The following is a 23,170-nucleotide window of genomic DNA, read 5'->3' on the forward strand; positions in this document are numbered from 1 at the left end:
CATCGGGATGGGCGTCGCCGTCGTGCTCGTACTCTCCGCCGCGGTGCTGCTGAGGGCGCTCGCGGGCTGACGACCGCCCCGACGGCGCCTAGGGCCTCCCCAGGCCGCGGTAGGTCCACCCCGCCGCGCGCCAGGCGCCCCCGTCCAGGCAGTTGCGACCGTCGACGACGATCCGGCCGGTCGTGAGCGTCGAGGCGTGCTCCGGGCTCAGCTCCCGCCGGTACAGGTCCCACTCCGTGACCAGCACCAGGGCGTCCGCCCGGCGGATCGCCCTGTCTCGATCCTGCTCGTATTTGAGCTGCGGATGCGCGATGCGCGCGTTCCCGATGGCCTGGGGATCCGTGACGGTCACCTTCGCGCCGAGTCCGCGCAGCCGGGTCGCCACGTCGAGCGCCGGGGAGTCGCGGACGTCGTCGCTGTACGGCTTGAACGCGGCGCCGAGCATCGTGATCCGACGACCGACGACGGAGCCCCCGAACGACTCGACGACGAGACGCACGGCCTCCGCACGCCGACGCAGGTTGATCGCGTCGACCTCGCGGAGGAAGCCGACCGCCTCCCCCTTGCCCAGTTCCTCCGCACGCGCGGCGAAGGCCCTGATGTCCTTCGGGAGGCATCCGCCGCCGAAACCGATCCCCGCGCCGAGGAAGCGTCGTCCGATCCGCTCGTCGTGGCCGAGGGCGTCGGCGAGCAGCGTGACGTCAGCGCCCGACGCCTCGGCGATCTCGGCCATCGCGTTGATGAACGAGATCTTCGTGGCGAGGAAGGCGTTGGCAGCGCCCTTTACGAGCTCTGCGGTCTCCCGGTTGGTCACGAGGAACGGGCTGCCTTCGGCGATCGGGTCCGCGTACGCCTCGCGCAGGCGTCGCACCGCACGACGGCCCGCCTCGTCGTCGCCGGCGCCGACGACGAGGCGGTCGGGGTGCAGCGTGTCGTGCACCGCCCATCCTTCGCGCAGGAACTCCGGATTCCACACCAGGGTCGCGCCGCGCTGCTCGATCGCGGGGGCGAGCTCCGCGGCCGTCCCCACGGGAACGGTGGACTTGCCCGCGACGACGTCGCCCTCCCGGAGATGGGGCAGGAGGCCCGTCAGCGCCTCGCGCACGAAGCGCAGATCCGCCGCCGAGGCTCCGGCGAGCTGCGGGGTGCCGACCGCGAGGAAGTGCACGGCGGATCCGGCCGCGTCCGCGACGTCCGTCGAGAAGCGCAGCCGCCCCGATCCGATCCCCGCGGCCAGGAGCTCGTCCAGACCCGGTTCGTAGAACGGGGCCGTGCCGGCGGCGAGCGCCGCCGCCTTGGCCGGGTCCGCGTCGACGCCGACGACCTCGTGGCCGAGCGAGGCCATCGCCGCCGCATGCACCGCACCCAGGTATCCGCAGCCGATCACCGACATCCGCATGCTCAGAGTTCACCGGCGCCCCCTCACCGGCACACGGCGCCGAGGGGTCCGCGGGGTGACGGGTGCGTGAACGATCGGCGCGGCCCGTCGTTCTCCTCGACGCTCAGGGCGTCGTGTCGCGGGCGGTGCCCTCCGTGCCCGTGACCGTCGGGCTCGTCCCGGTCTCGGACTCGCGCCGCTTGAGGTGCGCGGTCACGAGGATCGGCAGGTGGTCGGACTGCCCCTGGGGAAGCGTGCGCACGGAGTCCACGACGAACCCGCTCGCCGCGGCGAAGTCGTAGAAGCCGCGGAACACCCGGTACCGCGTGTAGGTGTGCTGATCGCTCATGACGAGCTCGTAGCCGTCGTCGCGCATGTGCTCCGACAGCCGTTCCTTGAACACGGGGTAGTTGAAGTCCCCGACGATGAGCTGCGGAAGGCCCCAGCCGAGCTCGGACAGCTCGGAGAGCGCGGCGCGGATCTGGTCGCGACGAAGGGCGTTGCGTGCGGTGAGCGGCGCGGCGTGCAGCGACGCGACCAGGAAGTCCCGCCCTGCGTCGATGTCGCGGAGCCGCACGCCGAGCAGACGCTCGTGCGCGGGGCGCAGCACGCGGTCGTGCAGCGACTTCTTCACCGACACCGAGGCCGCGTCCACCAGGTGGAAGGCGCTCGGACGGTAGTACACCGCGAGCCCCAGGCGATTGCGCTGCGTGGTGTCCGCGATCACCAGGTCACCCGCGACCGGCGGCAAGGACTCGGTGTCGCCCTCCTGGACGCACAGCACGTCGGCGTCGTTGGCCTCGGCGAGGTCGTCGAGCTCGTGCGCGGCACGGTGCTTGCGCAGGTTGTAGGAGATGATCCGCATCGTGGTCCCACCGTACCCGTGCGCCCTGGGCGAACCCGGGATGCGCCCGGGAGTTCATCAGGTGTTCCCGGGATGCGCCAAGCCGTGCGTCGCCGCGTTCAGCCGTCGAGGTCGCGACGGTTGCGGGTCTGCTCGGCGCGCGCCGCGAGCAGGGCGTCGGCGGGGTATCCGACCTCCGTGAGGGTGAGACCCCGGGCCGGGAGCACCTTGAACGCGCTCGTGCGGGTCAGCTCGTCGCGGAGCCGGGCGAGGTCCTCGACCGCGAGACGGCCCTCCCCCACCGCCGCGCACGCCCCGACGAGCGCGCGCACCATGCTGTGGCAGAACGCGTCGGCCTTGACCTCGGCGACGAGCACCCCCGCGGCATCGCGCGTCCATCGGTAGTCGAGCAGAGTCCGGATCGTCGTCGCCTCCTCGCGCGCCTTGCAGTAGGCGGCGAAGTCGTGCAGACCGATGAGCGTCTGCGCGGCCTCGTCCATCGCCTCCGCATCCAGCGACGCGGTCTGATGCGTCGTGTCGTGCCGCAGGAGGGGATCGTACCCTGCGCGCCCATCCGCGAGGCGGTAGCGGTACCGGCGCCACACGGCGGAGAACCGGGCGTCGAAGCCGTCCGGGGCGAGCGAGGCGCGGGTCACCGTCGCGTCGGGATACCGCCCCAGCACGCCGCGGATCCGTCGGGCGAGCGACGCGGCGGGATCGGCCGCTCTCGTCCCGTCGCGGGTGACCACACGCGACCACTGCCGCTCGTCGAGGTCCACGTGCGCGACCTGGCCGGTCGCGTGGACCCCCGCGTCGGTGCGTCCGGCCACGACGAACTGCGGATCGGAGCCGCCCTCGTCGGGGCCGACGATGCGGGCCAGGGCGGCCTCCAGCGTGCCCTGGACGGTGCGCAGTCCCGTCTGCCTGGCCCACCCCCGGAAGTGGGTGCCGTCGTAGGCGATGTCGAGACGGATGCGCACCGCCTCAGGCTACCCTCCCCCTGCACGACGGAATCTGCACTGGGACTGAGTGCCGTCGTGTGCGACACTGAATCGCAACGCAGCAGAAGACCGGCACCCGGGCCGGCACGACCGAGATCGAAGGAGATCCCATGGTCCGCAGCACGTTCGCCGATGTCGAGATCCCCGCGGTCCCGATCCACGAGTATCTGTTCGGCGGCATCTCCGAGCACGACCTCGACCGCACGGCCCTGGTCGACGGCATGTCGGGGGCGGAGACCAGCTACCGCCAGCTGATCGGCCAGATCGATCTGTTCGCCGGGGCGCTCGCCGCGCGCGGGATCGGCGTCGGCGATGCCGTGGGGCTGCTCTGCCCCAACGTGCCGGCCTTCGCGACGGTGTTCCACGGGATCCTCCGCGCGGGCGCCACGGCCACCACGATCAACGCGCTCTACACCGCCGACGAGATCGCGAACCAGCTCCGCGACGCCGGGGCGACCTGGCTCGTGACCGTGAGCCCGCTCCTCCCGCAGGCGCAGGCCGCCGCCGCACAGCTCGGGATCCCGGCGGACCAGCTCATCGTGCTCGACGGCGCGGAGGGGCATCCGGATCTGCGCACCCTCCTCGCCGAGGGGCATGCGGCGCCGGACGTCTCCTTCGATCCGGCGACGCATGTCGCGGTGCTGCCCTACTCCTCCGGGACGACGGGGCGGCCCAAGGGCGTCATGCTCACGCATCGCAACCTCGTCGCCAACGTCGCGCAGAGCTCGATCTCGATCGAGCTGAACGACGACGATCGGGTGCTCGCCGTCCTGCCCTTCTTCCACATCTACGGCATGACGGTGCTGCTGAACCTCGCAGTCCGCGAACGGGCGACCCTCGTCACGATGCCGAAGTTCGACCTGACGGAGTTCCTCCGGATCGTCGCCGAGCAGCGTACGACCTGGCTGTTCATCGCGCCTCCGATCGCGGTCGCCCTCGCCAAGCACCCGCTCATCGACCAGTACGACACGTCATCGGTCGCCGTCGTGTTCTCCGGGGCGGCGCCGCTCGACGGGGCCCTCGCGGCCGCGGTCGCGGAGCGGCTCGGCTGCACGGTGCGCCAGGGGTACGGCATGACCGAGACCACCCCCGTCACGCACACCATCCCCGTCGATCGCGACGACATCGACCTCTCCTCCGTCGGTCTGCTGCTGCCGAACACCGAGGCCCGGTTGCGCGCGGAGGACGGATCCGAGGTCGAGATCCCTCTCGAGGGCACGAGTGCCCCCGGCGAGCTGCTCATCCGCGGCCCCCAGGTGATGAAGGGCTATCTGAACCGTCCCAATGCGACCGCGGACATGCTCGACGAGGACGGCTGGCTGCACACGGGAGACGTCGCGACGGCCACCGCGGAGGGCGTGTTCCGGATCGTCGACCGTCTCAAGGAGCTCATCAAGTACAAGGGCTACCAGGTCGCTCCGGCGGTGCTCGAGGCCGTGCTGCTCGAACACCCCGCGATCGCCGACGCCGCCGTGATCGGCGCTCCGGACGACGATGGTCAGGAGGTGCCCAAGGCCTTCGTGGTGCGCCAGCCCGGCGCCTCGCTGGACGAGGACGAGGTCACCGCGCATGTCGCGGCCCACGTGGCGCCGCACGAGAAGGTGCGCCTGGTCGAGTTCATCGACGTGATCCCGAAGTCGGCGTCCGGCAAGATCCTCCGCAAGGATCTCCGAGCCCGCCCCTGAGCCTCGCGTTCCCCGGATCCTCGCGTTCCCTCAGCCGCCGTCCGCCGCGGCCCGCGACGGGTCGGGAGCCCGGCGGAAGACGACGAAGTGGTAGAGCAGGAACCGGACGAGGACGACGACCACGATGCTCCCCACGTTCACGGTGTTCAGCATCGCGAGACCCGCGGGTCGCCCCGTCGCGAGGAGCACCCCCTCCGCGCCGAGCCACAGCAGCCCCGCGCCGAGCGCCGTGCAGACGACGTTCACGGTCAGGAACAGGATGATCTCGACGCCGCGACGGCGACGGTCGCGATGCCGGAACGTCCACTCCCGGTTGCCGAAGTAGGCATTGACCAGCGCGACCGTCGAGGCGGCCACCTTCGCGATCACCGCGTTCCATCCGAAGAGCCCGACGAAGAGGTTGAACACGCCGATCTCGATGAGGGTGCTCAGCGCGCCGACGATGAGGAAGCGGGTGCCGACTCCGGCGAGACGGCGCAGGCGGTGACCGCGGTCCATAGCGCCATTAGACTACCGCGGGAACAGGCACGGTCCCCGTCGCCTGCCGTTGCGGATCCTGAGGTACGAGTGCCCTACGCCCATCTCGCCGTCGTGATGCCGGCCTACAACGAGGCCGAGGGGATCGCGGGGTTCATCGACGAGATCCGCCGCGCCGTCGCACCGCTCGCGGAGCGCGTCACCTTCGTCGTCGTCGACGATCGCTCGGCCGACCGCACGGCCGCCGTGCTGGCCGGCGTCGACGATGTCCAGGTCGACTCCCGGCCCGTGAACAGAGGGCACGGCCCCACCGCCCTCGTCGCGTACCGGCGCGGTCTGGCCCTGCACCCCGACGTGCTCGTGCACGTCGACGGGGACGGCCAGTTCCTCGGATCCGACCTCGCCGCCGCGGTCCGGGCGCTCGGTCGCACCGGCGCCTCGGTCGTTCACGGGGTGCGACGGCACCGCACAGAGGCATGGCATCGCCGGGTGCTCACGCTGTGCGTGCGGCTGCTGATCGCCTCGTGGGTCGGTCGCGGGATCCCCGACGTCAACACCCCGCTGCGCGCGTATCGCCCCGATGCCGCGCAACTGCTCGTGGACCTCGTGCCGAGCGACGCGCTGGTCCCGCACGTGCACTTCTCCCTGGCCGAGGCCCGGGCCGGGCTGGACGTGCGCTACCTGCCTGTGCAGAGCATCCCTCGTCGCGGATCCGAGGCCACGGGCACGATGTGGGGTCGCGCGGCGAGACCCTCGCTCCCCCCGAAGAGGCTCCTCCTGTTCGCACGGGACGCCCTGCGCGAGACGTGGGCCTGGTCCCTGCGCCCCGGCGCACCACTGCGCACCGTCGCACCCGCCCCCACGCGCGCCGTGGGCCCGGCGGAGGCCGAGCCCACGGCCGACGAGGACGCGCCGCCCTCATGACCTCTCGGCTCCGCACGACCGCGTTCTGGGTCCTGCTCGCCGTCCTGGTCACGGCGAACGCGATCGTGATGCTGCACAGCCTTCTCGTGCTGCGCTTCTGGGAGGACGAGGCGTTCAACCTCACCGTGCCGCGCAACCTCCTCGCCGGGTGGGGCTACACGAGCGACGGCACGCTCTCCGGTTCCACGCCGACCCCCTTCGACCCGCGCATCTCCACGGGACCGGTGGTCCTGCTCCCCGTCGCCGCCGTGCTCGCGACGGGACTCGATCCGATCCTCGGTGCCCGACTGATCCCCCTCGCCTACTGGCTTCTGCTGCTCGGGGGACTCGCGGTCCTCGGTCGCCGCCTGAGCGGACGCTTCGGCGCACTGACGGCCGTGACCGTGCCGCTCGCCTTCGACACCGCGGGCGGGTTCTCCCCCATCCAGGGACCCGCCGATCTGCTCGGCGAGGTCGCCGCCGCCGCCTGGATCGTGTGGGGGCTCGTCGTGCTCCGCCGCCGCCCCTGGCTCGCGGGGTTGTTCCTCGGCCTCGCCGTGCAGGCCAAGCTCATCGCCGTGCTGGCGCTGCCCGCGTTCGCGGTCGCGCTGTTCCTCCTCGCGCCGCCCGCTCCGTTCGCGGCGCGGGCGGCGGCCACCCTCCGTCGCGGGATCCTGCCACTGCTGCTCGCCGCCGCGCCGACCCTGCTCATGGAGCTCGCGGCGCTCCTCTCCCTCGGTCCCGACGGTTACGTGCGACATGTCCGATCCCTCGGGCACTTCGTGCTGAGCGGGGGCCAGCAGTACGCGCCGACGACCATCCCGGAGAAACTGGCCACGCTCGCCGAGGCCTGGTTCGTGCCGTGGCCGTTCGTCCTCGCCGCGGGCGTCCTCGGCCTGACGGCGGTCGTGGCCGCCGCGCTCGCCCCGGCTCTCCGGGCCGAGGGCAGGATCCGCGGCTGGCCGCCGCACGGCCCGCACCTGCGCGCGCTCGGGATCGGCTCCGCACTGGGCCTGCTCACGTTCGTGGGCTGGTGGGCACAGGCGTCGCAGCTGCCCCTGTGGGTGCGTCACCCCGCCGTCGGGGTGTTCGCGTTCACGCCGGTCCTCGCCGCGGTCGTCGTCCGTGCCGCGACGGCCCTCTGGCATCGCTCTGCCCACGGAATCCCCGCCGCCGTACGCGGCGCGCACGTCGCCAGACGCGCCGGGGCCCTCCTCTCCCTCGCGATGCTCCTCGTCGTGGGGGCGGGCGGCGCGATCGCGGACACGGCGAGGGCGCTGAGCCCTCCTGCCGCCGAGACGCTCGCCCAGCAGCGCGCGGCGGTCGTGCCGGTCGCCGCGTGGGTGCGGGACGAGGGGGTGCTCTGGATCGCCGCCAAGCCCTGGGGCGGCCCCGTCTCGTCGATCGTGCTCAGCGGCGCCCACGTGGGCCTCTTCGACGCACCGGCCATGCGCGAGACGCCCACGCTCGGCGGCGCACCGTGCGCGAAGGGCTCGGCGCTCGTGTCGGCCCGCGCCATCGTCGTCTGCCCGGCCGGCTGAGGACCGCGCCGGGCGCCGCCGGGGAACGACGAAGCCCGCCGTCCCGGACGGGACGACGGGCTTCGATCGAGTCGGACCCGGAGGTCTTACTCGGCCTTCTCCTCGGCAGCGGCCCCGGCCGGAGCCTCGGTCTCGGCGGCGGGGGTCTCGACGACCTCCTCCTCGACGACCTCGGTCTCGGCGGGAGCCTCGGCGGCGGGCTTCTCCGCCTTCGCCGGCTTCGCGGCGGCCTTCTTCACCTTGGGGGTGACGGGCTCGAGCACGAGCTCGATCACGGCCATGGGCGCGTTGTCGCCCTTGCGGTTGCCGACCTTGGTGATGCGCGTGTAGCCGCCCTCACGCTCGGCGACGAGCGGCGCGATCTCGGCGAACAGGACGTGCGTCGCCTCCTTGTTGCGCAGCACGGAGAGCACGCGACGGCGCGCGTGCAGGTCGCCGCGCTTGCCGAAGGTGACGAGGCGCTCGGCCAGCGGACGCAGGCGCTTGGCCTTGGTCTCGGTGGTCTTGATCGACTTGTGCACGAACAGCTGGGCGGCGAGGTTCGCGAGCAGCAGACGCTCGTGGGCGGGGCCGCCTCCGAGACGGGGACCCTTGGTGGGCTTGGGCATGATTGTCTAACTCCTGGATCGGAAGGGTGCGGGTATCAGAAGGATTCGTCTTCGGAGCCGCCGTAGAAGTGGGCGCCGTCGAAGCCGGGCACCGAGTCCTTCAGCGACAGGCCGAGCGAGACGAGCTTGTCGCGCACCTCGTCCACCGACTTCTGTCCGAAATTGCGGATGTTCATGAGCTGCGTCTCCGAGAGGGCGACGAGCTCCGACACCGTGTTGATGCCTTCGCGCTTGAGGCAGTTGTACGAGCGGACGGACAGATCGAGGTCCTCGATCGGCATCGACAGCTCGTTGGAGAGGACGGCCTCGACCGGCGCCGGGCCGATCTCGATGCCCTCGGCCTCGACGTTCAGCTCACGGGCGAGACCGAACAGCTCGGTCAGCGTGCGACCGGCGGAAGCGACGGCGTCGCGCGGGACGATCGAGTTCTTCGTCTCGACGTCCAGCACCAGCTTGTCGAAGTCGGTGCGCTCGCCGGCGCGGGTCGCGTCGACGCGGTAGCTGACCTTGAGCACGGGCGAGTAGATCGAGTCGATCGGGATCTGACCGGCCTCGGCGTACTCGCTGCGGTTCTGCGCGGCGGACACATAGCCGCGGCCGCGCTCGATCGTGAGCTCGAGCTCGAACTTCGCGGTCTCGTTGAGGGTCGCGATGACCAGCTCGGGGTTGTGCACCTCGACACCGGCCGGAGCGGAGATGTCCGCCGCGGTGACCTCACCGGCGCCCGTCTTGCGCAGGTAGGCGGTGATCGGCTCGTCGCGCTCCGAGGAGACGACCAGCTGCTTGATGTTGAGGATGATCTCGGTGACATCCTCCTTCACACCGGGGATGGTGCTGAACTCGTGGAGGACGCCGTCGATGCGGACGCTCGTCACGGCCGCGCCGGGGATCGACGACAGCAGGCTGCGACGCAGCGCGTTGCCGATCGTGTATCCGAATCCGGGCTCGAGCGGCTCGATGATGAACCGGCTGCGGTTCTCGGAGATCTTTTCCTCGGTGAGAGTGGGACGCTGTGCGATGAGCACTGTGTGTTCCTTTCGATCACGTGCCCGCTATATGACACGTGTGGGTGAGGTCTTGAGTTGTGGAGGAAACGCGGGTGAGGATCCCCGGATCCGATGCGATCGGATTCCGAGGATCCTCAGAGGGCGTCAGACGCGGCGGCGCTTCGGCGGGCGGCAGCCGTTGTGCGCCTGCGGCGTCACATCCTGGATCGAGCCCACCTCGAGGCCGGCGGCCTGCAGCGAGCGGATCGCGGTCTCGCGGCCGGAGCCCGGACCCTTGACGAGGACGTCGACCTTCTTCACACCGTGCTCGGCGGCCTGACGGGCGGCCGACTCCGCGGCCATGCCGGCGGCGTACGGGGTGGACTTGCGCGAGCCCTTGAAGCCCACGCCACCGGACGAGGCCCACGCGATGACGGCGCCGGACGGGTCGGTGATCGAGACGATGGTGTTGTTGAACGTCGACTTGATGTGGGCCTGGCCCAGCGCGATGTTCTTCTTCTCCTTGCGGCGCGGCTTGCGCGCGGCGGCCTTGGGTGCAGCCATGAAAGTTTCTCCTCTTCCCTAGGCCGCTTAGCGGGCCTTCTTCTTGCCGGCGACGGTGCGCTTCGGGCCCTTGCGGGTACGCGCGTTGGTCTTGGTGCGCTGACCGCGCACCGGAAGGCCGCGGCGGTGACGCAGACCCTCGTACGAGCCGATCTCGACCTTGCGGCGGATGTCGGCGGCGACCTCACGGCGCAGGTCACCCTCCACCTTGTAGTTGCCTTCGATGTGGTCGCGCAGCGCGACCAGCTGGTCGTCGGTGAGGTCCTTGACGCGGATCGACTCGTCGATCTCGGTGGCCTTGAGGATCTCGACCGAACGGGTACGGCCGATGCCGTAGATGTACGTGAGGGCGATCACCACGCGCTTGTCGCGCGGGATGTCGACGCCGGCAAGACGTGCCATGCGGTAACTCCTGGAGTGTGGTGGAGGTGTGGAACAGGATCGGTGCCCGGGCCTCCGCCCGAGGTGTCCCCCTCACGGGTTCTGATCCTGCCTGTGTGATGTGGTCGTTGAGCGAGAGCAGCGAGACGAAACGCCGCGATCGCCCACGCGACCGATATTGAGTTGTTCCTGCAAGAGGTTTCGGCCCGGTCGCCTTCGGCGTCCTCGCTCAACCGTGACGTTCGCGTGTCAACGCGGCTGCGCCGCATTGACACGACTCACGTCAACCCTGGCGCTGCTTGTGGCGCGGGTTGCTCTTGCAGATCACCATGACGCGGCCGTGACGACGGATCACCTTGCAGTGATCGCAGATCGGCTTGACGCTGGGGTTGACCTTCATATTGCTTCCTTCTCGCTGTCTTCACCGGGCAGGCGCGGACGCCTGGGGTGTTACTTCTCGACCGGCCTAGCGGTAGCGGTAGACGATGCGGCCGCGCGTGAGGTCGTAGGGCGAGAGCTCCACGACGACGCGATCCTCGGGGATGATGCGGATGTAGTTCTGCCGCATCTTTCCTGAGATCGTCGCAAGGACCTTGTGCCCGTTGCTGAGCTCAACGCGGAACATCGCGTTGGGCAGAGCCTCGGACACGACGCCCTCGATCTCGATGACACCGTCTTTCTTAGCCATAGCCTCGCTGACGCTTCTGCAGACCGGTCGATCTGCGGTGGGTGGGTGGGTGGAGCTGTGCGGATCCGGACACGCCGGTTCATGGCGCAAAGCACCAAGGATCTATGGTAGTCCGGATCCGCGCTTCGGGCAAATGCCCGCCAGGTCACTGACCGGTGGTGACGCCGTGCTTGCTGAGGAACGCGGTGAACTTGGCGGTGTCCGCGCTCTTCTGCAGGTCGAGGCGCTCGCCGTTGATCTCGATCGTGGGCGTGCCCTGGATCTTGTGGGAGGTGGCCTGCGCCGCCGGGTACTTGAGGAACGTGCCGTCCTTGATGCACGACGCCGCCTTGTCGGCGCCGACCGTCTTCGCGTCGTCGGTGAGCTGCGCGTCGGTGGGTCCGGCGGTGTTCTCGGCCGGCTGGTTGGTGAACAGCAGGTTGAGGTAGTCCAGGAAGGTGCTCGCGCTGCTGTCCTGCGCCACGCAGTAGGCCGCGGCCGCGGAACGCGACGAGTACTGGTTCTGCGAGTAGCGGTCGAGGATCGCGATCGGGTGGTACTCGAGCGTGATCTTGTTCTCTTTCGCGAGCCCCTGCAGCTGCTGGCCGTAGGTCGTCTCGAAGTTCTTGCAGATCGGGCACTGGAAGTCCACGAACAGCGCGATCTTGTCCTCGCCCTTGCCGACCGTCAGGGCTCCGGTGTCGGAGTTGACGATCGAGCCCTTCGGGGCCGGCCCGGCATCGGTCGCCTTGTTGTTCATCCAGACGACGAGACCGATCAGCGCGAGGATGACCACGACGACCGCGGCGGTGATCCCGATGACGAACCCGTTGGTCCTGCCCTTGGCAGCGGCCATTGCACATCCATTCTTCCGGGACCCGCCCGTGCGGATCCGACGACAGTGTTCCTATTCTGCCCGCACGCGGCTTTGAAGCCCCCGAAAGCCGCTCAGGCGAGGGGGACGGGGACGATCCCGAACGGCGCCAGTCCTGCGGCGCCGCCGTCCTCGGCCGTGAGCACCCAGATGCCGTCCTCGTGCCGGGCGACGCTGTGCTCCCAGTGCGATCCGTCGGAGCCGTCGACCGTCGTGACCGTCCAGTCGTCGTCCTCGACGTAGGTCTGGTCAGAGCCCGCGGTGACCATCGGCTCGATCGCGAGCACCAGCCCTGGCTTCACCTCGGCACCGCGATCCGGGGTGCGGTAGTTGAAGAGGCTCGGCGCCTCGTGCATCTTGCGTCCGATGCCGTGCCCGACGTACTCGCGGAGGATCCCGTAGGGACCGCCGAGAGCGCTCGGACCCGCTCCGAGGATGTGATCCTCGATCGCCGCGCTGATGTCCCCCAGGTGACGTGCGGTCGCCATCGCGGCGACACCCGCCCACATCGACCCCTCCGTCACGCGCGAGAGCGCGGAGCGCGCCTCGACCAGGGCGGGCTGCTCCGGATCCGGCACGACGAGGGAGATCGCGCTGTCCCCGTTCCAGCCGCGGAACTGCGCGCCGCCGTCGATCGACACGAGGTCCCCCGGCTGGAGCACCCGGGATCCGGGGATCCCGTGCACGACCTGATCGTTGACCGAGATGCACGTGGCATGCCGGTAGCCGCGCACGAGCTTGAAGTTCGACTCCGCACCACGATCGACGATCACCCGATCGGCGATCGCGTCGAGCTCGCCGGTGGTGACGCCGGGGCGCACCGCGGCGCGCACCGCCGCGAGCGCCGCCGCCGTGATGAGGCCGGGCTCCACCATGGCCTCGAGCTGGGCGCGGCTCTTGTAGATCGACCGCCGGAACGCCACGTCAGACCGCTGCCGTGCGGGCCAGACCGCGCGCGGCGAGCGCGGCGAAGATGCGCTCGGTGATCTCGTCGAGACCGCCGACCCCGTCGATGCGGTCCACGATGCCCTTGGCGCCGTACGCCTCGAGGATGGGAGCCGTCTCGCGCTCGTAGATGTCGAGGCGATGCGAGATCGCCTCCGGGGTGTCGTCGGCGCGGCCCTGCTCCGTCGCGCGGAGCTCGAGACGCTGGATGCTCTCCTCGCGCGGCACGTCGAGGAGGATCACGGCGTCGAGCGACGTGCCCTGCGCGGCGAGGAAGTCGTCCAGGTGGACCACCTGCGCCGCGTTGCGGGGGTAGCCGTCGAGCAGGAACCCGTTGGCCGCATCCGGCTGGGAGATCCGATCGCGCACGAGGGCGCCGGTCAGCTCGTCCGAGACGAGGTCGCCCGTGTCGAGGACGGCGGTGACCTGCTTGCCCAGATCCGTGCCCTCCTTGATGTGGGCGCGGAAGATGTCGCCCGTCGAGATCACGGGGATCCCGTACGCCTCGGCGATCCGCACGCCCTGCGTGCCCTTGCCGGATCCCTGCGGCCCGACGATGAGCAGCCGGGCGGTGTTCTGAGCGGATGCCGTCATCGGAGGAGCCCTTCGTAGTGGCGCTGCTGCAGCTGCGCGTCGATCTGCTTGACCGTCTCCAGACCCACGCCGACGATGATGAGGATCGAGGCGCCCCCGAACGGGAAGTTCTGGTTCGCGCCGACCGTCGCCAGGGCGATCAGCGGGATGAGCGCGATGATGCCGAGGTAGAGCGAGCCGGGCAGCGTGATGCGCGTGAGCACGTAGTCGAGGTACTCGGCGGTCGGGCGCCCCGCGCGGATGCCCGGGATGAAGCCGCCGTACTTCTTCATGTTGTCGGCGACCTCGACCGGGTTGAACGTGATCGCGACGTAGAAGTACGTGAACCCGATGATGAGGAGGAAGTACACCACCATGTAGATCGGGTGGTCGCCCTTGACGAAGTACGTCATGATCCAGGTCGCCCACGCCGGCGGCGTCTTGCCGTCCTGCGGGATGTTGAACTGCGCGATCAGCATCGGGATGTAGAGCAGCGAGGAGGCGAAGATCACGGGGATCACGCCCGCCATGTTGACCTTGATCGGGATGTAGGTGTTGGTGCCGCCGTAGGTGCGGCGGCCGACCATGCGCTTGGCGTACTGCACCGGGATGCGCCGCTGGGACTGCTCGATGAACACGACGAGCGTCATGACGACGATGCCGATCACGAGCACGAGCAGGAAGGTCTCGAAGCCCTTGGTCTGCCAGATGCTCCACATCGCACCGGGGAAGGTCGCGGCGATCGAGGTGAAGATGAGCAGCGACATGCCGTTGCCGATGCCCTTCTCGGTGACGAGCTCGGCGAACCACATGATGAGGCCGGTACCGGCGGTCAGCGTGATGATGAGCAGGATCTGCGCCCACCACACGTCGTTCGTCAGCAGCTGCTTGCAGGAGGCGACGCCGGTGCTGCCGAACAGCTGCCCGCTGCGCGCGACCGTGACGAGCGTCGTCGACTGCAGCAGCGCGAGCGCGATGGTCAGGTAGCGCGTGTACTGGGTGAGGCGGGCCTGACCGGCCTGACCCTCCTTGTGCAGCGTCTCGAAGTGCGGGATCACCACGCGCAGCAGCTGGGTGATGATCGTCGCCGTGATGTAGGGCATGACGCCGAGGGCGAAGATCGACAGCTTCAGCAGGGCGCCACCGGAGAAGAGGTTGACGAGACCCAGCAGGCCCTCTGTCCCCGAGTTCTGCGCGAGGCAGTCGGTCACGTTCGGGAAGCTCACGAACGGAGCGGGGATGGTGGCTCCGAGGCGGTAGATCGCGATGATCGCGATCGTGAAGCCGATCTTGCGACGCAGATCCGGCGTGCGGAAGATCCGCGCGATGGCGCTAAACAAAAGCATGCCTCCTGAAAGGGATGACGCCCGAGCAGGGACAGTCGCTTCCCAGGGTAACGCAAGAGGGGCCGGAGCAATCTCCGACCCCTCTCGACAGGGTGTTACTTGACGGATCCGCCGGCGGCGACGATCTTCTGCTCGGCAGAGCCGGAGACCTTGTCGACCGACACGGTCAGCGCCACGGCGATGTCGCCGTTGCCCAGGACCTTGACCTTCTCGTTCTTGCGAACCGCGCCCTTGGCGACCAGGTCGGCGACGGTCACATCGCCCCCGGCCGGGTAGAGCTCCGCGAGCCTGGCCAGGTTCACGACCTGGTACTCGACGCGGAACGGGTTCTTGAACCCGCGCAGCTTCGGGGTGCGCATGTGCAGCGGCATCTGCCCACCCTCGAAGCCGACGCGCACGGTGTTGCGGGCCTTGGTGCCCTTGGTGCCGCGACCGGCCGTCTTGCCCTTGGAGCCCTCACCGCGACCCACGCGGGTCTTGGCGGTGTTGGCGCCGGGGACCGGACGCAGGTGGTGCACCTTGAGCACGCCGGGTCGCGAGGCCTGGGCCTCGGCAGCCTTGGCGGCGGCCGGCTTCTTGGCGGCGGTCTTCGTCGCCGCTTCCTTCTTCTCAGCCATTAGTCGATCTCCTCAACCTTGACGAGGTGAGCGACCGTGCGGACGTAGCCGCGGGTCTGGGCGTCGTCGGGACGGACGACCGAGTCGCCGATCCGCTTGAGGCCGAGGGAACGCAGCGTGTCGCGCTGGTTCTGCTTCTCGCTCACCTTGGACTTGACCTGCGTGACCTTGAGGCGCGCAGCCATCAGGCACCTGCCTTCTGCGCAGCAACGGCCTCGGCCTCTGCGCGGACGAGACGCGCCGGGGCGACCTGGTCGAACTCGAGGCCACGACGCGCGGCGACCGCACGGGGCTCCTCGAGCTGCTTCAGGGCCTCCACCGTCGCGTGCACGATGTTGATCGTGTTCGACGAGCCGAGCGACTTCGACAGCACGTCGTGGATGCCGGCGCACTCGAGCACGGCGCGGACCGGACCACCGGCGATGACACCGGTACCGGCGGCGGCCGGACGCAGCAGCACGACGCCGGCAGCGGCCTCGCCCTGCACGGGGTGCGGGATGGTCGACGCGGAGCGCGGGACGCGGAAGAAGTTCCGCTTCGCCTCCTCGACACCCTTCGAGATCGCGAGGGGGACCTCGCGGGCCTTGCCGTAGCCGACACCCACGAGACCGTTGCCGTCGCCCACCACGACGAGCGCGGTGAAGCTGAAGCGACGGCCACCCTTGACGACCTTCGACACGCGGTTGATGGTCACGACGCGCTCGAGGAACTGGTTGTCCCCGCGGTCGCGCGAGTTGCGGTCGCGTCCGCCCTGACCGCGGTCACGGCCACCACGGCCGCCGCGGCGCTCGTCGCGCTGCGGAGCCTCGGTACCGGCCGCCGTCTCGGCGGGAGCCGTAGCCGTCTCGGTCACTTCGTTCTCCTTGTTGTCACTCACAGTGCCAGACCCCCTTCGCGGGCGCCGTCGGCGATGGCCGCGACGCGACCGGCGTACCGGTTGCCCCCACGGTCGAACACGGCCTCGGAGACACCGGCGGCCTTCGCACGCTCGGCGACGAGCTCGCCGACCTTGCGGGCCTTGGCGGTCTTGTCACCGTCGAACGACCGCAGGTCGGTCTCGAGGGTGGAGGCGCTGGCCACGGTGCGGCCCTTGCTGTCGTCGACGAGCTGCACGAAGACGTGACGCGCAGAACGGGTGACGACGAGGCGCGGACGCACCTCGGTGCCCTGGATCTTCTTGCGAAGACGGGCGTGACGACGCGAACGGGCGTCGGACTTCGTCTTGATCGCCATGGTTACTTACCACTCTTTCCGGCCTTGCGACGCACGACCTCGCCGGCGTAGCGCACGCCCTTGCCCTTGTACGGCTCGGGCTTGCGGATCTTGCGGATGTTCGCAGCCGCCTCGCCGACGGCCTGCTTGCTGATGCCGCTGACGGTGAGCTTGTTGTTGCCCTCGACCGTCAGGGTGATCCCGGCGGGCGGGTCGACCAGGACGGGGTGCGAGAAGCCCAGGGCGAACTCGACCGAGCTGCCCTTCTGCTGCACGCGGTAGCCCGTGCCGACGACCTCGAGACCCTTGGAGTAGCCCTGGGTCACGCCGATGATGTCGTTGCTGATGAGGGTGCGGGTCAGACCGTGCAGCGAACGCGAGGAGCGCTCGTCGTCCGGACGGGTGACGAGAACCTGGTTCTCCTCGACCGACACCTCGATGGGGGAGGCCACGGTGAGCGAGAGCTCGCCCTTCGGGCCCTTCACCGAGACGTCGCGGCCGTCGACCGAGACGGTCACGCCCGCGGGGATCTCGATGGGAAGTCGTCCAATACGCGACATTTCAGATCACCACACGTAGGCGAGAACTTCTCCGCCCACGCCCTTCTGCTCTGCCTGGCGGTCCGTGAGGAGCCCCGAGGAGGTGGACAGGATCGCGACGCCGAGGCCGCCGAGCACCTTGGGGAGCTCCGTGGACTTCGCGTACACGCGGAGGCCGGGCTTCGAGACGCGCTTGATGCCGGCGATCGACCGCTCGCGGTTCGGGCCGTACTTCAGCTCGATCGTGAGGTTCTTGCCGACACGGGCGTCGGAGACCTCCCAACCGGCGATGTAGCCCTCCTGCTGGAGGATCTCGGCGATGTGGGTCTTCAGCTTGCTCGACGGCAGCGTCACGGAATCGTGGTGCGCCGAGTTCGCGTTGCGCAGACGGGTCAGCAGATCTGCGACCGGGTCTGTCATCGTCATAGTTGTCTTCTTTCGTTCATGAGGTTCCGGCTGCCGTTACACGGCAGACGGCCTGCGATGAGCACGCAATTTTCAATTGTTCCATACCGCGGATCGCTGTGCGAACCGCGGAAAGGTCGTTGAGCGAGGCGGCGGAGCCGCCGAGCCGAAACGCGCTGTCCTGACGGACCCGTTTCGTCTCGGCCGCCTTCGGCGTCCTCGCCCAACGACCCCGGTATCAGGCCGCGTCGTTCGACTTGAACGGGAAGCCGAGGTGGCGGAGCAGCGCCCGGCCCTCGTCGTCGTTCTTCGCCGTGGTGACGACGGTGATGTCGAAACCGCGGACGCGGTCGATCTTGTCCTGATCGATCTCGTGGAACACGCTCTGCTCCGTGAGACCGAAGGTGTAGTTGCCGTTGCCGTCGAACTGCTTGTCCGAAAGACCGCGGAAGTCGCGGATACGGGGCAGCGCGAGGTTCACGAGGCGGTCCACGAACTCCCACGCGCGGTCGCCGCGGAGGGTGACGTGCGCGCCGATGGCCTGCCCCTCGCGCAGCTTGAACTGCGCGATGGACTTGCGGGCCTTCGTGACGATCGGCTTCTGGCCGGTGATCTTGGTGAGGTCGTCGACCGCACCATCGATCACCTTGGAGTCGCGCGCCGCCTCACCGACACCGGTGTTGACGACGACCTTGACCAGGCCGGGGATCTGCATGACGTTCTCGTAGCCGAACTCGTCCTGCAGAGCCTTCTTGATCTCGTTGTTGTACTTCGCCTTCAGGCGGGGCTGCACGGTGACAGCACCCGCGGCGTCAGCAGCCGCCATCAGAGGTCCTTACCGCTCTTCTTCGCGTAGCGCACGCGGACCGTGCGCTTCACGCCGTCCTTGGACTGCTCCTCGACGCGGTGACCGACGCGGGTCGGCTTCTTCGTCTCGGGGTCGACCAGGGCGACGTTCGAGATGTGGATGGGGGCCTCGATGGTCTCGATGCCGCCCGTCTTGGTGCCACGCTGCGTCTGGCCGACGCGCGTGTGCTTGGTGGCGTAGTTCACGCCCTCCACGATCACGCGGTTCTGCTCGACGAGGACCTCGAGGACCTTGCCCTGCTTGCCGCGGTCGCCGCCCTTTTCCTGCTTGCGGCCCGAGATGACCTGAACGAGGTCACCCTTCTTGATGTTCGCCATGAGTTACAGCACCTCCGGGGCGAGCGAGACGATCTTCATGAACTTCTTGTCGCGAAGCTCACGACCGACCGGTCCGAAGATGCGGGTGCCGCGGGGCTCCCCGTCGTTCTTCAGGATCACGGCGGCGTTCTCGTCGAACTTGATGTACGAGCCGTCGGGACGGCGGGTCTGCTTCACGGTGCGGACGATGACGGCCTTGACGACGTCACCCTTCTTGACGTTCCCACCGGGGATCGCGTCCTTGACCGTGGCGACGATGATGTCGCCCAGGCCCGCGTAGCGACGGCTGGAGCCGCCGAGCACGCGGATCGTGAGCAGCTCCTTGGCGCCGGTGTTGTCGGCGACCTTGAGTCGGGACTCGGTCTGGATCACTTTGCCTTCTCCAGGATCTCCACCAGACGCCAGCGCTTGGTGGCGCTCAGCGGGCGGGTCTCGTTGATGAGGACGAGGTCGCCGATGCCGGCGGTGTTGTTCTCGTCGTGCGCCTTGACCTTCGTCGTGCGGCGGATGACCTTGCCGTACAGCGGGTGCTTCACGCGGTCCTCGACCTCGACGACGATGGTCTTGTCCATCTTGTCGCTGACGACGTAGCCGCGGCGCGCCTTGCGGTAGCCGCGGGCGTCGGCGTCGCGCACGTCGTGTGCGGCGTGCTCGACGACGGCCTCGGCAGCAGCCTTCTTCTCAGCCATTACTCGGCCTCCTCCTTCGGCGCGTCAGCCTCGTCGGCCTTCTTCGCCTTTGCCTTGGACGCCTTCTTGGCCGGAGCCTCGACCGGAGCGGGCGTCGCACGGATGCCCAGCTCGCGCTCGCGGATCACGGTGTAGAGGCGCGCGATGTCGCGCTTGACGGCGCGGATGCGGCCGTGGCTCTCCAGCTGGCCGGTCGCCGACTGGAAACGGAGATTGAACAGCTCCTCCTTGGCCTTGCGCAGCTCCTCGACGAGGCGCTGGTCTTCGAACGTGTCGAGCTCGGTCACACCGAGCTCCTTGGTGCCGATCGCCATTACGCGTCGCCCTCCTCGCGCTTGATGATGCGTGCCTTGAGCGGCAGCTTGTGAATGGCTCGGGTGAGCGCCTCGCGAGCGAGCTGCTCGTTGACGCCCGCGACCTCGAAGAGGACGCGGCCCGGCTTGACGTTGGCGACCCACCACTCGGGGGAACCCTTACCGGAACCCATGCGGGTCTCGGCCGGCTTCTTCGTGAGCGGACGGTCGGGGTAGATGTTGATCCACACCTTGCCGCCACGCTTGATGTGACGCGTCATCGCGATACGAGCGGACTCGATCTGACGGTTGGTCACATACGCGGGGGTGAGGGCCTGGATGCCGAACTCGCCGAAGGAGACCTTCGTGCCGCCGGTGGCCTGGCCATCACGCTTGGGGTGGTGCTGCTTGCGGTACTTGACCTTGCGAGGGATAAGCATCAGGCAGACGCTCCTTCTGCGACGGGAGCCTCGTTGCGCGGCCCGCGGCGGCGGTCGCCACGGTCGTCACGACGGGACTTCGGTGCGTTGGCCTGCTCGCGAGCAAGCTCCTTGTTGGTGAGGTCGCCCTTGTAGATCCAGACCTTCACGCCGATGCGGCCGAAGGTGGTCTTGGCCTCGTAGAAGCCGTAGTCGATGTTCGCGCGCAGCGTGTGCAGCGGCACACGACCCTCGCGGTAGAACTCCGACCGGCTCATCTCGGCGCCGCCGAGACGACCCGAGACCTGGATGCGGATGCCCTTGGCGCCGGCGCGCTGTGCGCCCTGCAGACCCTTGCGCATCGCGCGGCGGAAGGCCACGCGGGCGGAGAGCTGCTCGGCGATGCCCTGGGCGACCAGCTGAGCGTCGGCCTCGGGGTTCTTGACCTCGAGGATGTTCAGCTGGATCTGCTTGCCCGTGAGCTTCTCGAGGTCGCCGCGGATGCGCTCGGCCTCGGCGCCGCGGCGGCCGATGACGATGCCGGGGCGCGCGGTGTGGATGTCCACACGCACGCGGTCGCGGGTGCGCTCGATCTCGATGTTGCTCACGCCGGCGCGGTCGAGCTGCGTCTGCAGGAGCTTGCGGATCCGGATGTCCTCGGCCACGTAGTCGGCGTAGCGCTGACCCGGCTTGGTCGAGTCAGAGAACCACCGGGACACGTGGTCCGTGGTGATGCCGAGGCGGAAGCCGTACGGGTTTACCTTCTGTCCCATTACTTGCTCGCCTTCTCGTTCTTGGCGACCTCAGGGGTGGCCAGCACGACCGTGATGTGGCTCGTGCGCTTCTTGATCTGGAACGCGCGTCCCTGGGCGCGGGGCTGGAAACGCTTGAGCGTCGTCCCCTCGTCCACGAAGGCGTTCTTCACGTACAGGTCCTGCTCGTCGAGGTACTCACCGTCGCGATCAGCCTTGACCTGAGCGTTCGCCATGGCCGAGTGCACGAGCTTGTAGATGGGCTCGGAGGCGCTCTGCTGCGCGAACTTCAGGATGGCGAGGGCCTCAGCGGCCTGCTTGCCCTTGATGAGCGCGACGACACGACGAGCCTTCTGAGGGGTCACGCGGATGTGTCGCACACGTGCGATGGACTCCACCATTTCTCTCTCCTCTGTCTCTCAGACAGTCGCCGCGTCAGCGGCGACGGCCCTTCTTGTCGTCCTTCTCGTGGCCGCGGAAGGTGCGGGTGGGCGCGAACTCGCCCAGCTTGTGACCGACCATGGTCTCGGACACGAACACGGGGATGTGCTTGCGTCCGTCGTGCACGGCGATGGTGTGTCCCAGCATGGCGGGGATGATCATCGACCGGCGCGACCAGGTCTTGATGACGTTCTTCGTGCCGGCTTCGTTCTGACCGATCACCTTGCGAAGCAGGTGCTCGTCGACGAAGGGGCCCTTCTTAAGACTGCGAGGCATCTTCTCTTACTCCTACTTGCGCTTCTTGCCAGCGTTACGGCGACGCACGATGTACTTGTCGCTTTCCTTGTTGGCGTGACGGGTCCGACCCTCAGCCTGGCCCCAGGGGGTGACGGGGTGACGACCACCGGACGTCTTGCCCTCACCACCACCGTGCGGGTGGTCCACCGGGTTCATCGCGACACCGCGGACGGTCGGGCGCACGCCCTTCCAGCGCTTGCGGCCGGCCTTGCCCCAGTTGATGTTGGACTGCTCGGCGTTGCCGACCTCGCCGATCGTCGCACGGCAGCGCGCGTCGACGTTGCGGATCTCGCCCGAGGGCAGACGGAGCTGCGCGTAGGGGCCGTCCTTCGCGACCAGACGCACGGAGGCGCCGGCCGAGCGGGCCATCTTCGCACCGCCGCCGGGACGGAGCTCGATGGCGTGGATGACGGTACCCGTCGGGATGTTCTTCAGCGGGAGGTTGTTGCCCGGCTTGATGTCGGCCGAGGCGCCCGACTCCACGACGTCGCCCTGCTTCAGCTTGTTCGGCGCGAGGATGTAGCGCTTCTCGCCGTCGAAGTAGTGCAGGAGCGCGATGCGCGCGGTGCGGTTGGGGTCGTACTCGATGTGAGCGACCTTGGCGTCGATGCCGTCCTTGTCGTTGCGACGGAAGTCGATGACGCGGTACTGGCGCTTGTGCCCACCACCGATGTGGCGGGTGGTGATGCGGCCCTGGTTGTTACGGCCACCGGTCTTGCTCAGCGGACGCAGCAGCGACTTCTCCGGCGTCGATCGGGTGATCTCGGCGAAGTCGGCCACCGACGAGCCGCGGCGACCCGGGGTCGTGGGCTTGTACTTGCGAATAGCCATGTTCTGTCCTTATCCCCCGGTCAGTTCACTGCCGTGAAGATGTCGATGGTGCCCGACTTCAGAGCAACGATCGCGCGCTTGGTGTCCTTGCGCTTGCCGGTGCCGAAGCGGGTGCGACGAGCCTTGCCGACGCGGTTGATCGTGTTGACGCTGGCGACCTTGACGTCGAAGATCTTCTCGATGGCGAGCTTGATCTCGGTCTTCGAGGCGCGCGGGTCCACCAGGAAGGTGTACTTGCCCTCATCGATCAGGCCGTAGCTCTTCTCGGAGACGACGGGCTTCAGGATGATGTCGCGCGGGTCCTTGTTGGCAGCCGCGGCGAGGATGTTGTCGCTCATGCGGAGACCTCCTCGGTCGAGCCCGACTTCAGCGCGACGAACGCGTCGAAGGCGGCCTTGGTGAAGACGATGTCGTCGGAGTTGACCACGTCGTAGGCGTTCAGCTGGTCGAAGTACAGCACGTGCACGCCGGCCAGGTTGCGGATGCTCAGGGCGTTGGTGTCGTCGCCGCGGTCGAGGACCACGAGGACGTTCTTGCCCGGGAGAGCGTTGAGGTACGCCGCAGCCGTCTTGGTCGAGGGCTTGCCGTCGATGCCGAAGGACTCGACGACGTGCAGGCGCTCACCGCGGAAGCGGTCGCTGAGCGCGCCGGCGAGGGCGGCCGCGATCATCTTCTTGGGGGTGCGCTGCGAGTAGTCGCGCGGCTTCGGGCCGTGGA

Annotated in this window: 35 protein-coding genes; 3 read left to right on the forward strand and 32 right to left on the reverse strand. The window is 68.8% G+C overall.

Annotated features, from left to right (window positions below; all coding sequences use genetic code 11):
• Window positions 1-88: 88 nt before the first annotated feature.
• The 3 genes from Q0P88_RS11625 to truA form a co-directional block, all read right to left on the reverse strand.
• Window positions 89-1,399, reverse strand: coding sequence for a UDP-glucose/GDP-mannose dehydrogenase family protein (locus tag Q0P88_RS11625; RefSeq protein ID WP_295014292.1), 1,311 nt, complete (start codon window positions 1,397-1,399; stop codon window positions 89-91).
• Between the two features lie 103 nt (window positions 1,400-1,502).
• On the reverse strand, window positions 1,503-2,243 hold the full coding sequence (locus tag Q0P88_RS11630; RefSeq protein ID WP_295014294.1) for an endonuclease/exonuclease/phosphatase family protein: 741 nt from the start codon (window positions 2,241-2,243) through the stop codon (window positions 1,503-1,505).
• Between the two features lie 98 nt (window positions 2,244-2,341).
• The gene (truA, locus tag Q0P88_RS11635) at window positions 2,342-3,202 is read right to left on the reverse strand and encodes a tRNA pseudouridine(38-40) synthase TruA (protein ID WP_295014296.1); all 861 of its coding nucleotides are present in this window, start codon (window positions 3,200-3,202) and stop codon (window positions 2,342-2,344) included.
• A gap of 131 nt (window positions 3,203-3,333) precedes the next feature.
• Between truA and Q0P88_RS11640 the strand changes: the two genes are divergently transcribed.
• Complete coding sequence (locus Q0P88_RS11640; protein WP_295014299.1) at window positions 3,334-4,908, forward strand: AMP-binding protein; 1,575 nt, start codon at window positions 3,334-3,336, stop codon at window positions 4,906-4,908.
• Between the two features lie 30 nt (window positions 4,909-4,938).
• Here Q0P88_RS11640 and Q0P88_RS11645 read toward each other — a convergent pair whose 3' ends face one another.
• The gene (locus tag Q0P88_RS11645; protein WP_295014301.1) at window positions 4,939-5,406 is read right to left on the reverse strand and encodes a GtrA family protein; all 468 of its coding nucleotides are present in this window, start codon (window positions 5,404-5,406) and stop codon (window positions 4,939-4,941) included.
• A gap of 69 nt (window positions 5,407-5,475) precedes the next feature.
• Here Q0P88_RS11645 and Q0P88_RS11650 point away from each other — a divergent pair, with 69 nt between their 5' ends.
• Complete coding sequence (locus Q0P88_RS11650; RefSeq protein WP_295014303.1) at window positions 5,476-6,309, forward strand: glycosyltransferase family 2 protein; 834 nt, start codon at window positions 5,476-5,478, stop codon at window positions 6,307-6,309.
• Complete coding sequence (locus Q0P88_RS11655; protein ID WP_295014305.1) at window positions 6,306-7,829, forward strand: hypothetical protein; 1,524 nt, start codon at window positions 6,306-6,308, stop codon at window positions 7,827-7,829. Before Q0P88_RS11650 ends, Q0P88_RS11655 begins: the two co-directional genes overlap by 4 nt.
• 86 nt (window positions 7,830-7,915) lie before the next feature.
• Here the strand turns inward: Q0P88_RS11655 and rplQ are convergent, their stop codons facing one another.
• From rplQ to rplD, 28 genes are all read right to left on the reverse strand, one after another.
• Window positions 7,916-8,437, reverse strand: a complete 522-nt coding sequence (gene rplQ / locus Q0P88_RS11660) for a 50S ribosomal protein L17 (protein WP_295014307.1) — start codon at window positions 8,435-8,437, stop codon at window positions 7,916-7,918.
• Window positions 8,438-8,472: 35 nt separating this feature from the next.
• Window positions 8,473-9,462, reverse strand: a complete 990-nt coding sequence (locus Q0P88_RS11665; protein ID WP_295014309.1) for a DNA-directed RNA polymerase subunit alpha — start codon at window positions 9,460-9,462, stop codon at window positions 8,473-8,475.
• Window positions 9,463-9,588: 126 nt separating this feature from the next.
• Entirely contained in the window at window positions 9,589-9,987 is a 399-nt protein-coding gene (rpsK, locus tag Q0P88_RS11670; RefSeq protein WP_017829189.1) for a 30S ribosomal protein S11, read from the reverse strand.
• Between the two features lie 27 nt (window positions 9,988-10,014).
• Complete coding sequence (gene rpsM, locus Q0P88_RS11675; protein ID WP_193596792.1) at window positions 10,015-10,389, reverse strand: 30S ribosomal protein S13; 375 nt, start codon at window positions 10,387-10,389, stop codon at window positions 10,015-10,017.
• 262 nt (window positions 10,390-10,651) lie between these two features.
• Window positions 10,652-10,768, reverse strand: a complete 117-nt coding sequence (gene rpmJ, locus Q0P88_RS11680) for a 50S ribosomal protein L36 (protein ID WP_005050492.1) — start codon at window positions 10,766-10,768, stop codon at window positions 10,652-10,654.
• Window positions 10,769-10,834: 66 nt separating this feature from the next.
• Window positions 10,835-11,056 carry a translation initiation factor IF-1 gene (infA, locus tag Q0P88_RS11685; RefSeq protein WP_018171468.1) on the reverse strand — a complete coding sequence of 74 codons (222 nt, stop codon included), beginning with the start codon at window positions 11,054-11,056 and terminating at the stop codon, window positions 10,835-10,837.
• A 145-nt stretch (window positions 11,057-11,201) separates the two neighbouring features.
• On the reverse strand, window positions 11,202-11,891 hold the full coding sequence (locus Q0P88_RS11690; RefSeq protein WP_295014316.1) for a thioredoxin domain-containing protein: 690 nt from the start codon (window positions 11,889-11,891) through the stop codon (window positions 11,202-11,204).
• A gap of 92 nt (window positions 11,892-11,983) precedes the next feature.
• Window positions 11,984-12,832: a type I methionyl aminopeptidase gene (gene map / locus Q0P88_RS11695; protein ID WP_295014318.1), complete on the reverse strand. Its 849-nt coding sequence runs from the start codon at window positions 12,830-12,832 to the stop codon at window positions 11,984-11,986.
• A gap of 1 nt (window position 12,833) precedes the next feature.
• Entirely contained in the window at window positions 12,834-13,448 is a 615-nt protein-coding gene (locus Q0P88_RS11700) for an adenylate kinase (RefSeq protein WP_295014320.1), read from the reverse strand.
• Window positions 13,445-14,767: a preprotein translocase subunit SecY gene (secY, locus tag Q0P88_RS11705; RefSeq protein WP_295014352.1), complete on the reverse strand. Its 1,323-nt coding sequence runs from the start codon at window positions 14,765-14,767 to the stop codon at window positions 13,445-13,447. Before secY ends, Q0P88_RS11700 begins: the two co-directional genes overlap by 4 nt.
• Window positions 14,768-14,868: 101 nt before the next feature.
• Window positions 14,869-15,390, reverse strand: a complete 522-nt coding sequence (gene rplO, locus Q0P88_RS11710) for a 50S ribosomal protein L15 (RefSeq protein ID WP_295014322.1) — start codon at window positions 15,388-15,390, stop codon at window positions 14,869-14,871.
• Window positions 15,390-15,575 carry a 50S ribosomal protein L30 gene (rpmD, locus tag Q0P88_RS11715; RefSeq protein WP_018171461.1) on the reverse strand — a complete coding sequence of 62 codons (186 nt, stop codon included), beginning with the start codon at window positions 15,573-15,575 and terminating at the stop codon, window positions 15,390-15,392. The genes rplO and rpmD overlap by 1 nt, the downstream gene beginning before the upstream one ends.
• Window positions 15,575-16,243: a 30S ribosomal protein S5 gene (rpsE, locus tag Q0P88_RS11720; protein ID WP_295014325.1), complete on the reverse strand. Its 669-nt coding sequence runs from the start codon at window positions 16,241-16,243 to the stop codon at window positions 15,575-15,577. Before rpsE ends, rpmD begins: the two co-directional genes overlap by 1 nt.
• 20 nt (window positions 16,244-16,263) lie before the next feature.
• The gene (gene rplR, locus Q0P88_RS11725) at window positions 16,264-16,623 is read right to left on the reverse strand and encodes a 50S ribosomal protein L18 (RefSeq protein WP_295014327.1); all 360 of its coding nucleotides are present in this window, start codon (window positions 16,621-16,623) and stop codon (window positions 16,264-16,266) included.
• A gap of 2 nt (window positions 16,624-16,625) precedes the next feature.
• On the reverse strand, window positions 16,626-17,162 hold the full coding sequence (rplF, locus tag Q0P88_RS11730; protein ID WP_295014329.1) for a 50S ribosomal protein L6: 537 nt from the start codon (window positions 17,160-17,162) through the stop codon (window positions 16,626-16,628).
• Between the two features lie 6 nt (window positions 17,163-17,168).
• Window positions 17,169-17,567 carry a 30S ribosomal protein S8 gene (gene rpsH, locus Q0P88_RS11735; protein ID WP_295014331.1) on the reverse strand — a complete coding sequence of 133 codons (399 nt, stop codon included), beginning with the start codon at window positions 17,565-17,567 and terminating at the stop codon, window positions 17,169-17,171.
• 217 nt (window positions 17,568-17,784) lie between these two features.
• Window positions 17,785-18,372: a 50S ribosomal protein L5 gene (gene rplE / locus Q0P88_RS11740; protein WP_295014333.1), complete on the reverse strand. Its 588-nt coding sequence runs from the start codon at window positions 18,370-18,372 to the stop codon at window positions 17,785-17,787.
• Complete coding sequence (gene rplX / locus Q0P88_RS11745) at window positions 18,372-18,731, reverse strand: 50S ribosomal protein L24 (protein ID WP_295014335.1); 360 nt, start codon at window positions 18,729-18,731, stop codon at window positions 18,372-18,374. The genes rplE and rplX overlap by 1 nt, the downstream gene beginning before the upstream one ends.
• A gap of 3 nt (window positions 18,732-18,734) precedes the next feature.
• Window positions 18,735-19,103 carry a 50S ribosomal protein L14 gene (rplN, locus tag Q0P88_RS11750; protein ID WP_045249917.1) on the reverse strand — a complete coding sequence of 123 codons (369 nt, stop codon included), beginning with the start codon at window positions 19,101-19,103 and terminating at the stop codon, window positions 18,735-18,737.
• Entirely contained in the window at window positions 19,100-19,420 is a 321-nt protein-coding gene (gene rpsQ, locus Q0P88_RS11755; protein ID WP_295014337.1) for a 30S ribosomal protein S17, read from the reverse strand. Before rpsQ ends, rplN begins: the two co-directional genes overlap by 4 nt.
• Window positions 19,420-19,734, reverse strand: a complete 315-nt coding sequence (gene rpmC / locus Q0P88_RS11760) for a 50S ribosomal protein L29 (protein ID WP_045271047.1) — start codon at window positions 19,732-19,734, stop codon at window positions 19,420-19,422. The genes rpsQ and rpmC overlap by 1 nt, the downstream gene beginning before the upstream one ends.
• Complete coding sequence (gene rplP, locus Q0P88_RS11765) at window positions 19,734-20,153, reverse strand: 50S ribosomal protein L16 (RefSeq protein WP_067354305.1); 420 nt, start codon at window positions 20,151-20,153, stop codon at window positions 19,734-19,736. The genes rpmC and rplP overlap by 1 nt, the downstream gene beginning before the upstream one ends.
• A complete protein-coding gene (rpsC, locus tag Q0P88_RS11770) occupies window positions 20,153-20,905 on the reverse strand; it encodes a 30S ribosomal protein S3 (protein WP_295014341.1) in 753 nt (250 codons plus the stop codon). Before rpsC ends, rplP begins: the two co-directional genes overlap by 1 nt.
• Window positions 20,905-21,285: a 50S ribosomal protein L22 gene (gene rplV, locus Q0P88_RS11775; protein ID WP_295014343.1), complete on the reverse strand. Its 381-nt coding sequence runs from the start codon at window positions 21,283-21,285 to the stop codon at window positions 20,905-20,907. Before rplV ends, rpsC begins: the two co-directional genes overlap by 1 nt.
• 34 nt (window positions 21,286-21,319) lie before the next feature.
• On the reverse strand, window positions 21,320-21,601 hold the full coding sequence (gene rpsS, locus Q0P88_RS11780) for a 30S ribosomal protein S19 (protein ID WP_045249922.1): 282 nt from the start codon (window positions 21,599-21,601) through the stop codon (window positions 21,320-21,322).
• A 12-nt stretch (window positions 21,602-21,613) separates the two neighbouring features.
• Window positions 21,614-22,453: a 50S ribosomal protein L2 gene (gene rplB, locus Q0P88_RS11785; protein WP_295014346.1), complete on the reverse strand. Its 840-nt coding sequence runs from the start codon at window positions 22,451-22,453 to the stop codon at window positions 21,614-21,616.
• Between the two features lie 20 nt (window positions 22,454-22,473).
• Window positions 22,474-22,791, reverse strand: coding sequence for a 50S ribosomal protein L23 (rplW, locus tag Q0P88_RS11790; RefSeq protein WP_045249924.1), 318 nt, complete (start codon window positions 22,789-22,791; stop codon window positions 22,474-22,476).
• Window positions 22,788-23,170: 50S ribosomal protein L4 (rplD, locus tag Q0P88_RS11795; protein WP_295014348.1), on the reverse strand; the 383-nt coding region annotated here is incomplete at its 5' end. The genes rplW and rplD, both read right to left, overlap by 4 nt.

It is taken from the genome of uncultured Microbacterium sp. (assembly GCF_945952435.1).
In the GTDB taxonomy this organism is placed as follows: domain Bacteria; phylum Actinomycetota; class Actinomycetes; order Actinomycetales; family Microbacteriaceae; genus Microbacterium.

What these genes read in the sequence shown, in the direction of transcription:
- Q0P88_RS11690 (WP_295014316.1), bottom strand. Translation starts at nt 11,891, where the DNA reads ATGGCCGCTGCCAAGGGCAGGACCAACGGGTTCGTCATCGGGATCACC.
- rpsQ (WP_295014337.1), bottom strand. Translation starts at nt 19,420, where the DNA reads ATGGCTGAGAAGAAGGCTGCTGCCGAGGCCGTCGTCGAGCACGCCGCA.
- Q0P88_RS11640 (WP_295014299.1), top strand. Translation starts at nt 3,334, where the DNA reads ATGGTCCGCAGCACGTTCGCCGATGTCGAGATCCCCGCGGTCCCGATC.
- Q0P88_RS11700 (WP_295014320.1), bottom strand. Translation starts at nt 13,448, where the DNA reads ATGACGGCATCCGCTCAGAACACCGCCCGGCTGCTCATCGTCGGGCCG.
- rplW (WP_045249924.1), bottom strand. Translation starts at nt 22,791, where the DNA reads ATGAGCGACAACATCCTCGCCGCGGCTGCCAACAAGGACCCGCGCGAC.
- rplB (WP_295014346.1), bottom strand. Translation starts at nt 22,453, where the DNA reads ATGGCTATTCGCAAGTACAAGCCCACGACCCCGGGTCGCCGCGGCTCG.
- rpsM (WP_193596792.1), bottom strand. Translation starts at nt 10,389, where the DNA reads ATGGCACGTCTTGCCGGCGTCGACATCCCGCGCGACAAGCGCGTGGTG.
- rplP (WP_067354305.1), bottom strand. Translation starts at nt 20,153, where the DNA reads ATGCTTATCCCTCGCAAGGTCAAGTACCGCAAGCAGCACCACCCCAAG.
- rplO (WP_295014322.1), bottom strand. Translation starts at nt 15,390, where the DNA reads ATGGCTGAGAAGAAGGAAGCGGCGACGAAGACCGCCGCCAAGAAGCCG.
- Q0P88_RS11630 (WP_295014294.1), bottom strand. Translation starts at nt 2,243, where the DNA reads ATGCGGATCATCTCCTACAACCTGCGCAAGCACCGTGCCGCGCACGAG.
- rpsK (WP_017829189.1), bottom strand. Translation starts at nt 9,987, where the DNA reads ATGGCTGCACCCAAGGCCGCCGCGCGCAAGCCGCGCCGCAAGGAGAAG.
- rplQ (WP_295014307.1), bottom strand. Translation starts at nt 8,437, where the DNA reads ATGCCCAAGCCCACCAAGGGTCCCCGTCTCGGAGGCGGCCCCGCCCAC.
- rpsC (WP_295014341.1), bottom strand. Translation starts at nt 20,905, where the DNA reads ATGGGACAGAAGGTAAACCCGTACGGCTTCCGCCTCGGCATCACCACG.
- rplV (WP_295014343.1), bottom strand. Translation starts at nt 21,285, where the DNA reads ATGGTGGAGTCCATCGCACGTGTGCGACACATCCGCGTGACCCCTCAG.
- rpmD (WP_018171461.1), bottom strand. Translation starts at nt 15,575, where the DNA reads ATGGCTGCGCGCCTCAAGGTCACGCAGGTCAAGTCCAAGGTGAGCGAG.
- rpsS (WP_045249922.1), bottom strand. Translation starts at nt 21,601, where the DNA reads ATGCCTCGCAGTCTTAAGAAGGGCCCCTTCGTCGACGAGCACCTGCTT.
- rpmJ (WP_005050492.1), bottom strand. Translation starts at nt 10,768, where the DNA reads ATGAAGGTCAACCCCAGCGTCAAGCCGATCTGCGATCACTGCAAGGTG.
- infA (WP_018171468.1), bottom strand. Translation starts at nt 11,056, where the DNA reads ATGGCTAAGAAAGACGGTGTCATCGAGATCGAGGGCGTCGTGTCCGAG.
- rpsH (WP_295014331.1), bottom strand. Translation starts at nt 17,567, where the DNA reads ATGACGATGACAGACCCGGTCGCAGATCTGCTGACCCGTCTGCGCAAC.
- rplF (WP_295014329.1), bottom strand. Translation starts at nt 17,162, where the DNA reads ATGTCGCGTATTGGACGACTTCCCATCGAGATCCCCGCGGGCGTGACC.
- rpmC (WP_045271047.1), bottom strand. Translation starts at nt 19,734, where the DNA reads ATGGCGATCGGCACCAAGGAGCTCGGTGTGACCGAGCTCGACACGTTC.
- Q0P88_RS11645 (WP_295014301.1), bottom strand. Translation starts at nt 5,406, where the DNA reads ATGGACCGCGGTCACCGCCTGCGCCGTCTCGCCGGAGTCGGCACCCGC.
- Q0P88_RS11655 (WP_295014305.1), top strand. Translation starts at nt 6,306, where the DNA reads ATGACCTCTCGGCTCCGCACGACCGCGTTCTGGGTCCTGCTCGCCGTC.
- rplE (WP_295014333.1), bottom strand. Translation starts at nt 18,372, where the DNA reads ATGGCGGCTGCTGACGCCGCGGGTGCTGTCACCGTGCAGCCCCGCCTG.
- rplR (WP_295014327.1), bottom strand. Translation starts at nt 16,623, where the DNA reads ATGGCGATCAAGACGAAGTCCGACGCCCGTTCGCGTCGTCACGCCCGT.
- Q0P88_RS11625 (WP_295014292.1), bottom strand. Translation starts at nt 1,399, where the DNA reads ATGCGGATGTCGGTGATCGGCTGCGGATACCTGGGTGCGGTGCATGCG.
- rplX (WP_295014335.1), bottom strand. Translation starts at nt 18,731, where the DNA reads ATGGCGAACATCAAGAAGGGTGACCTCGTTCAGGTCATCTCGGGCCGC.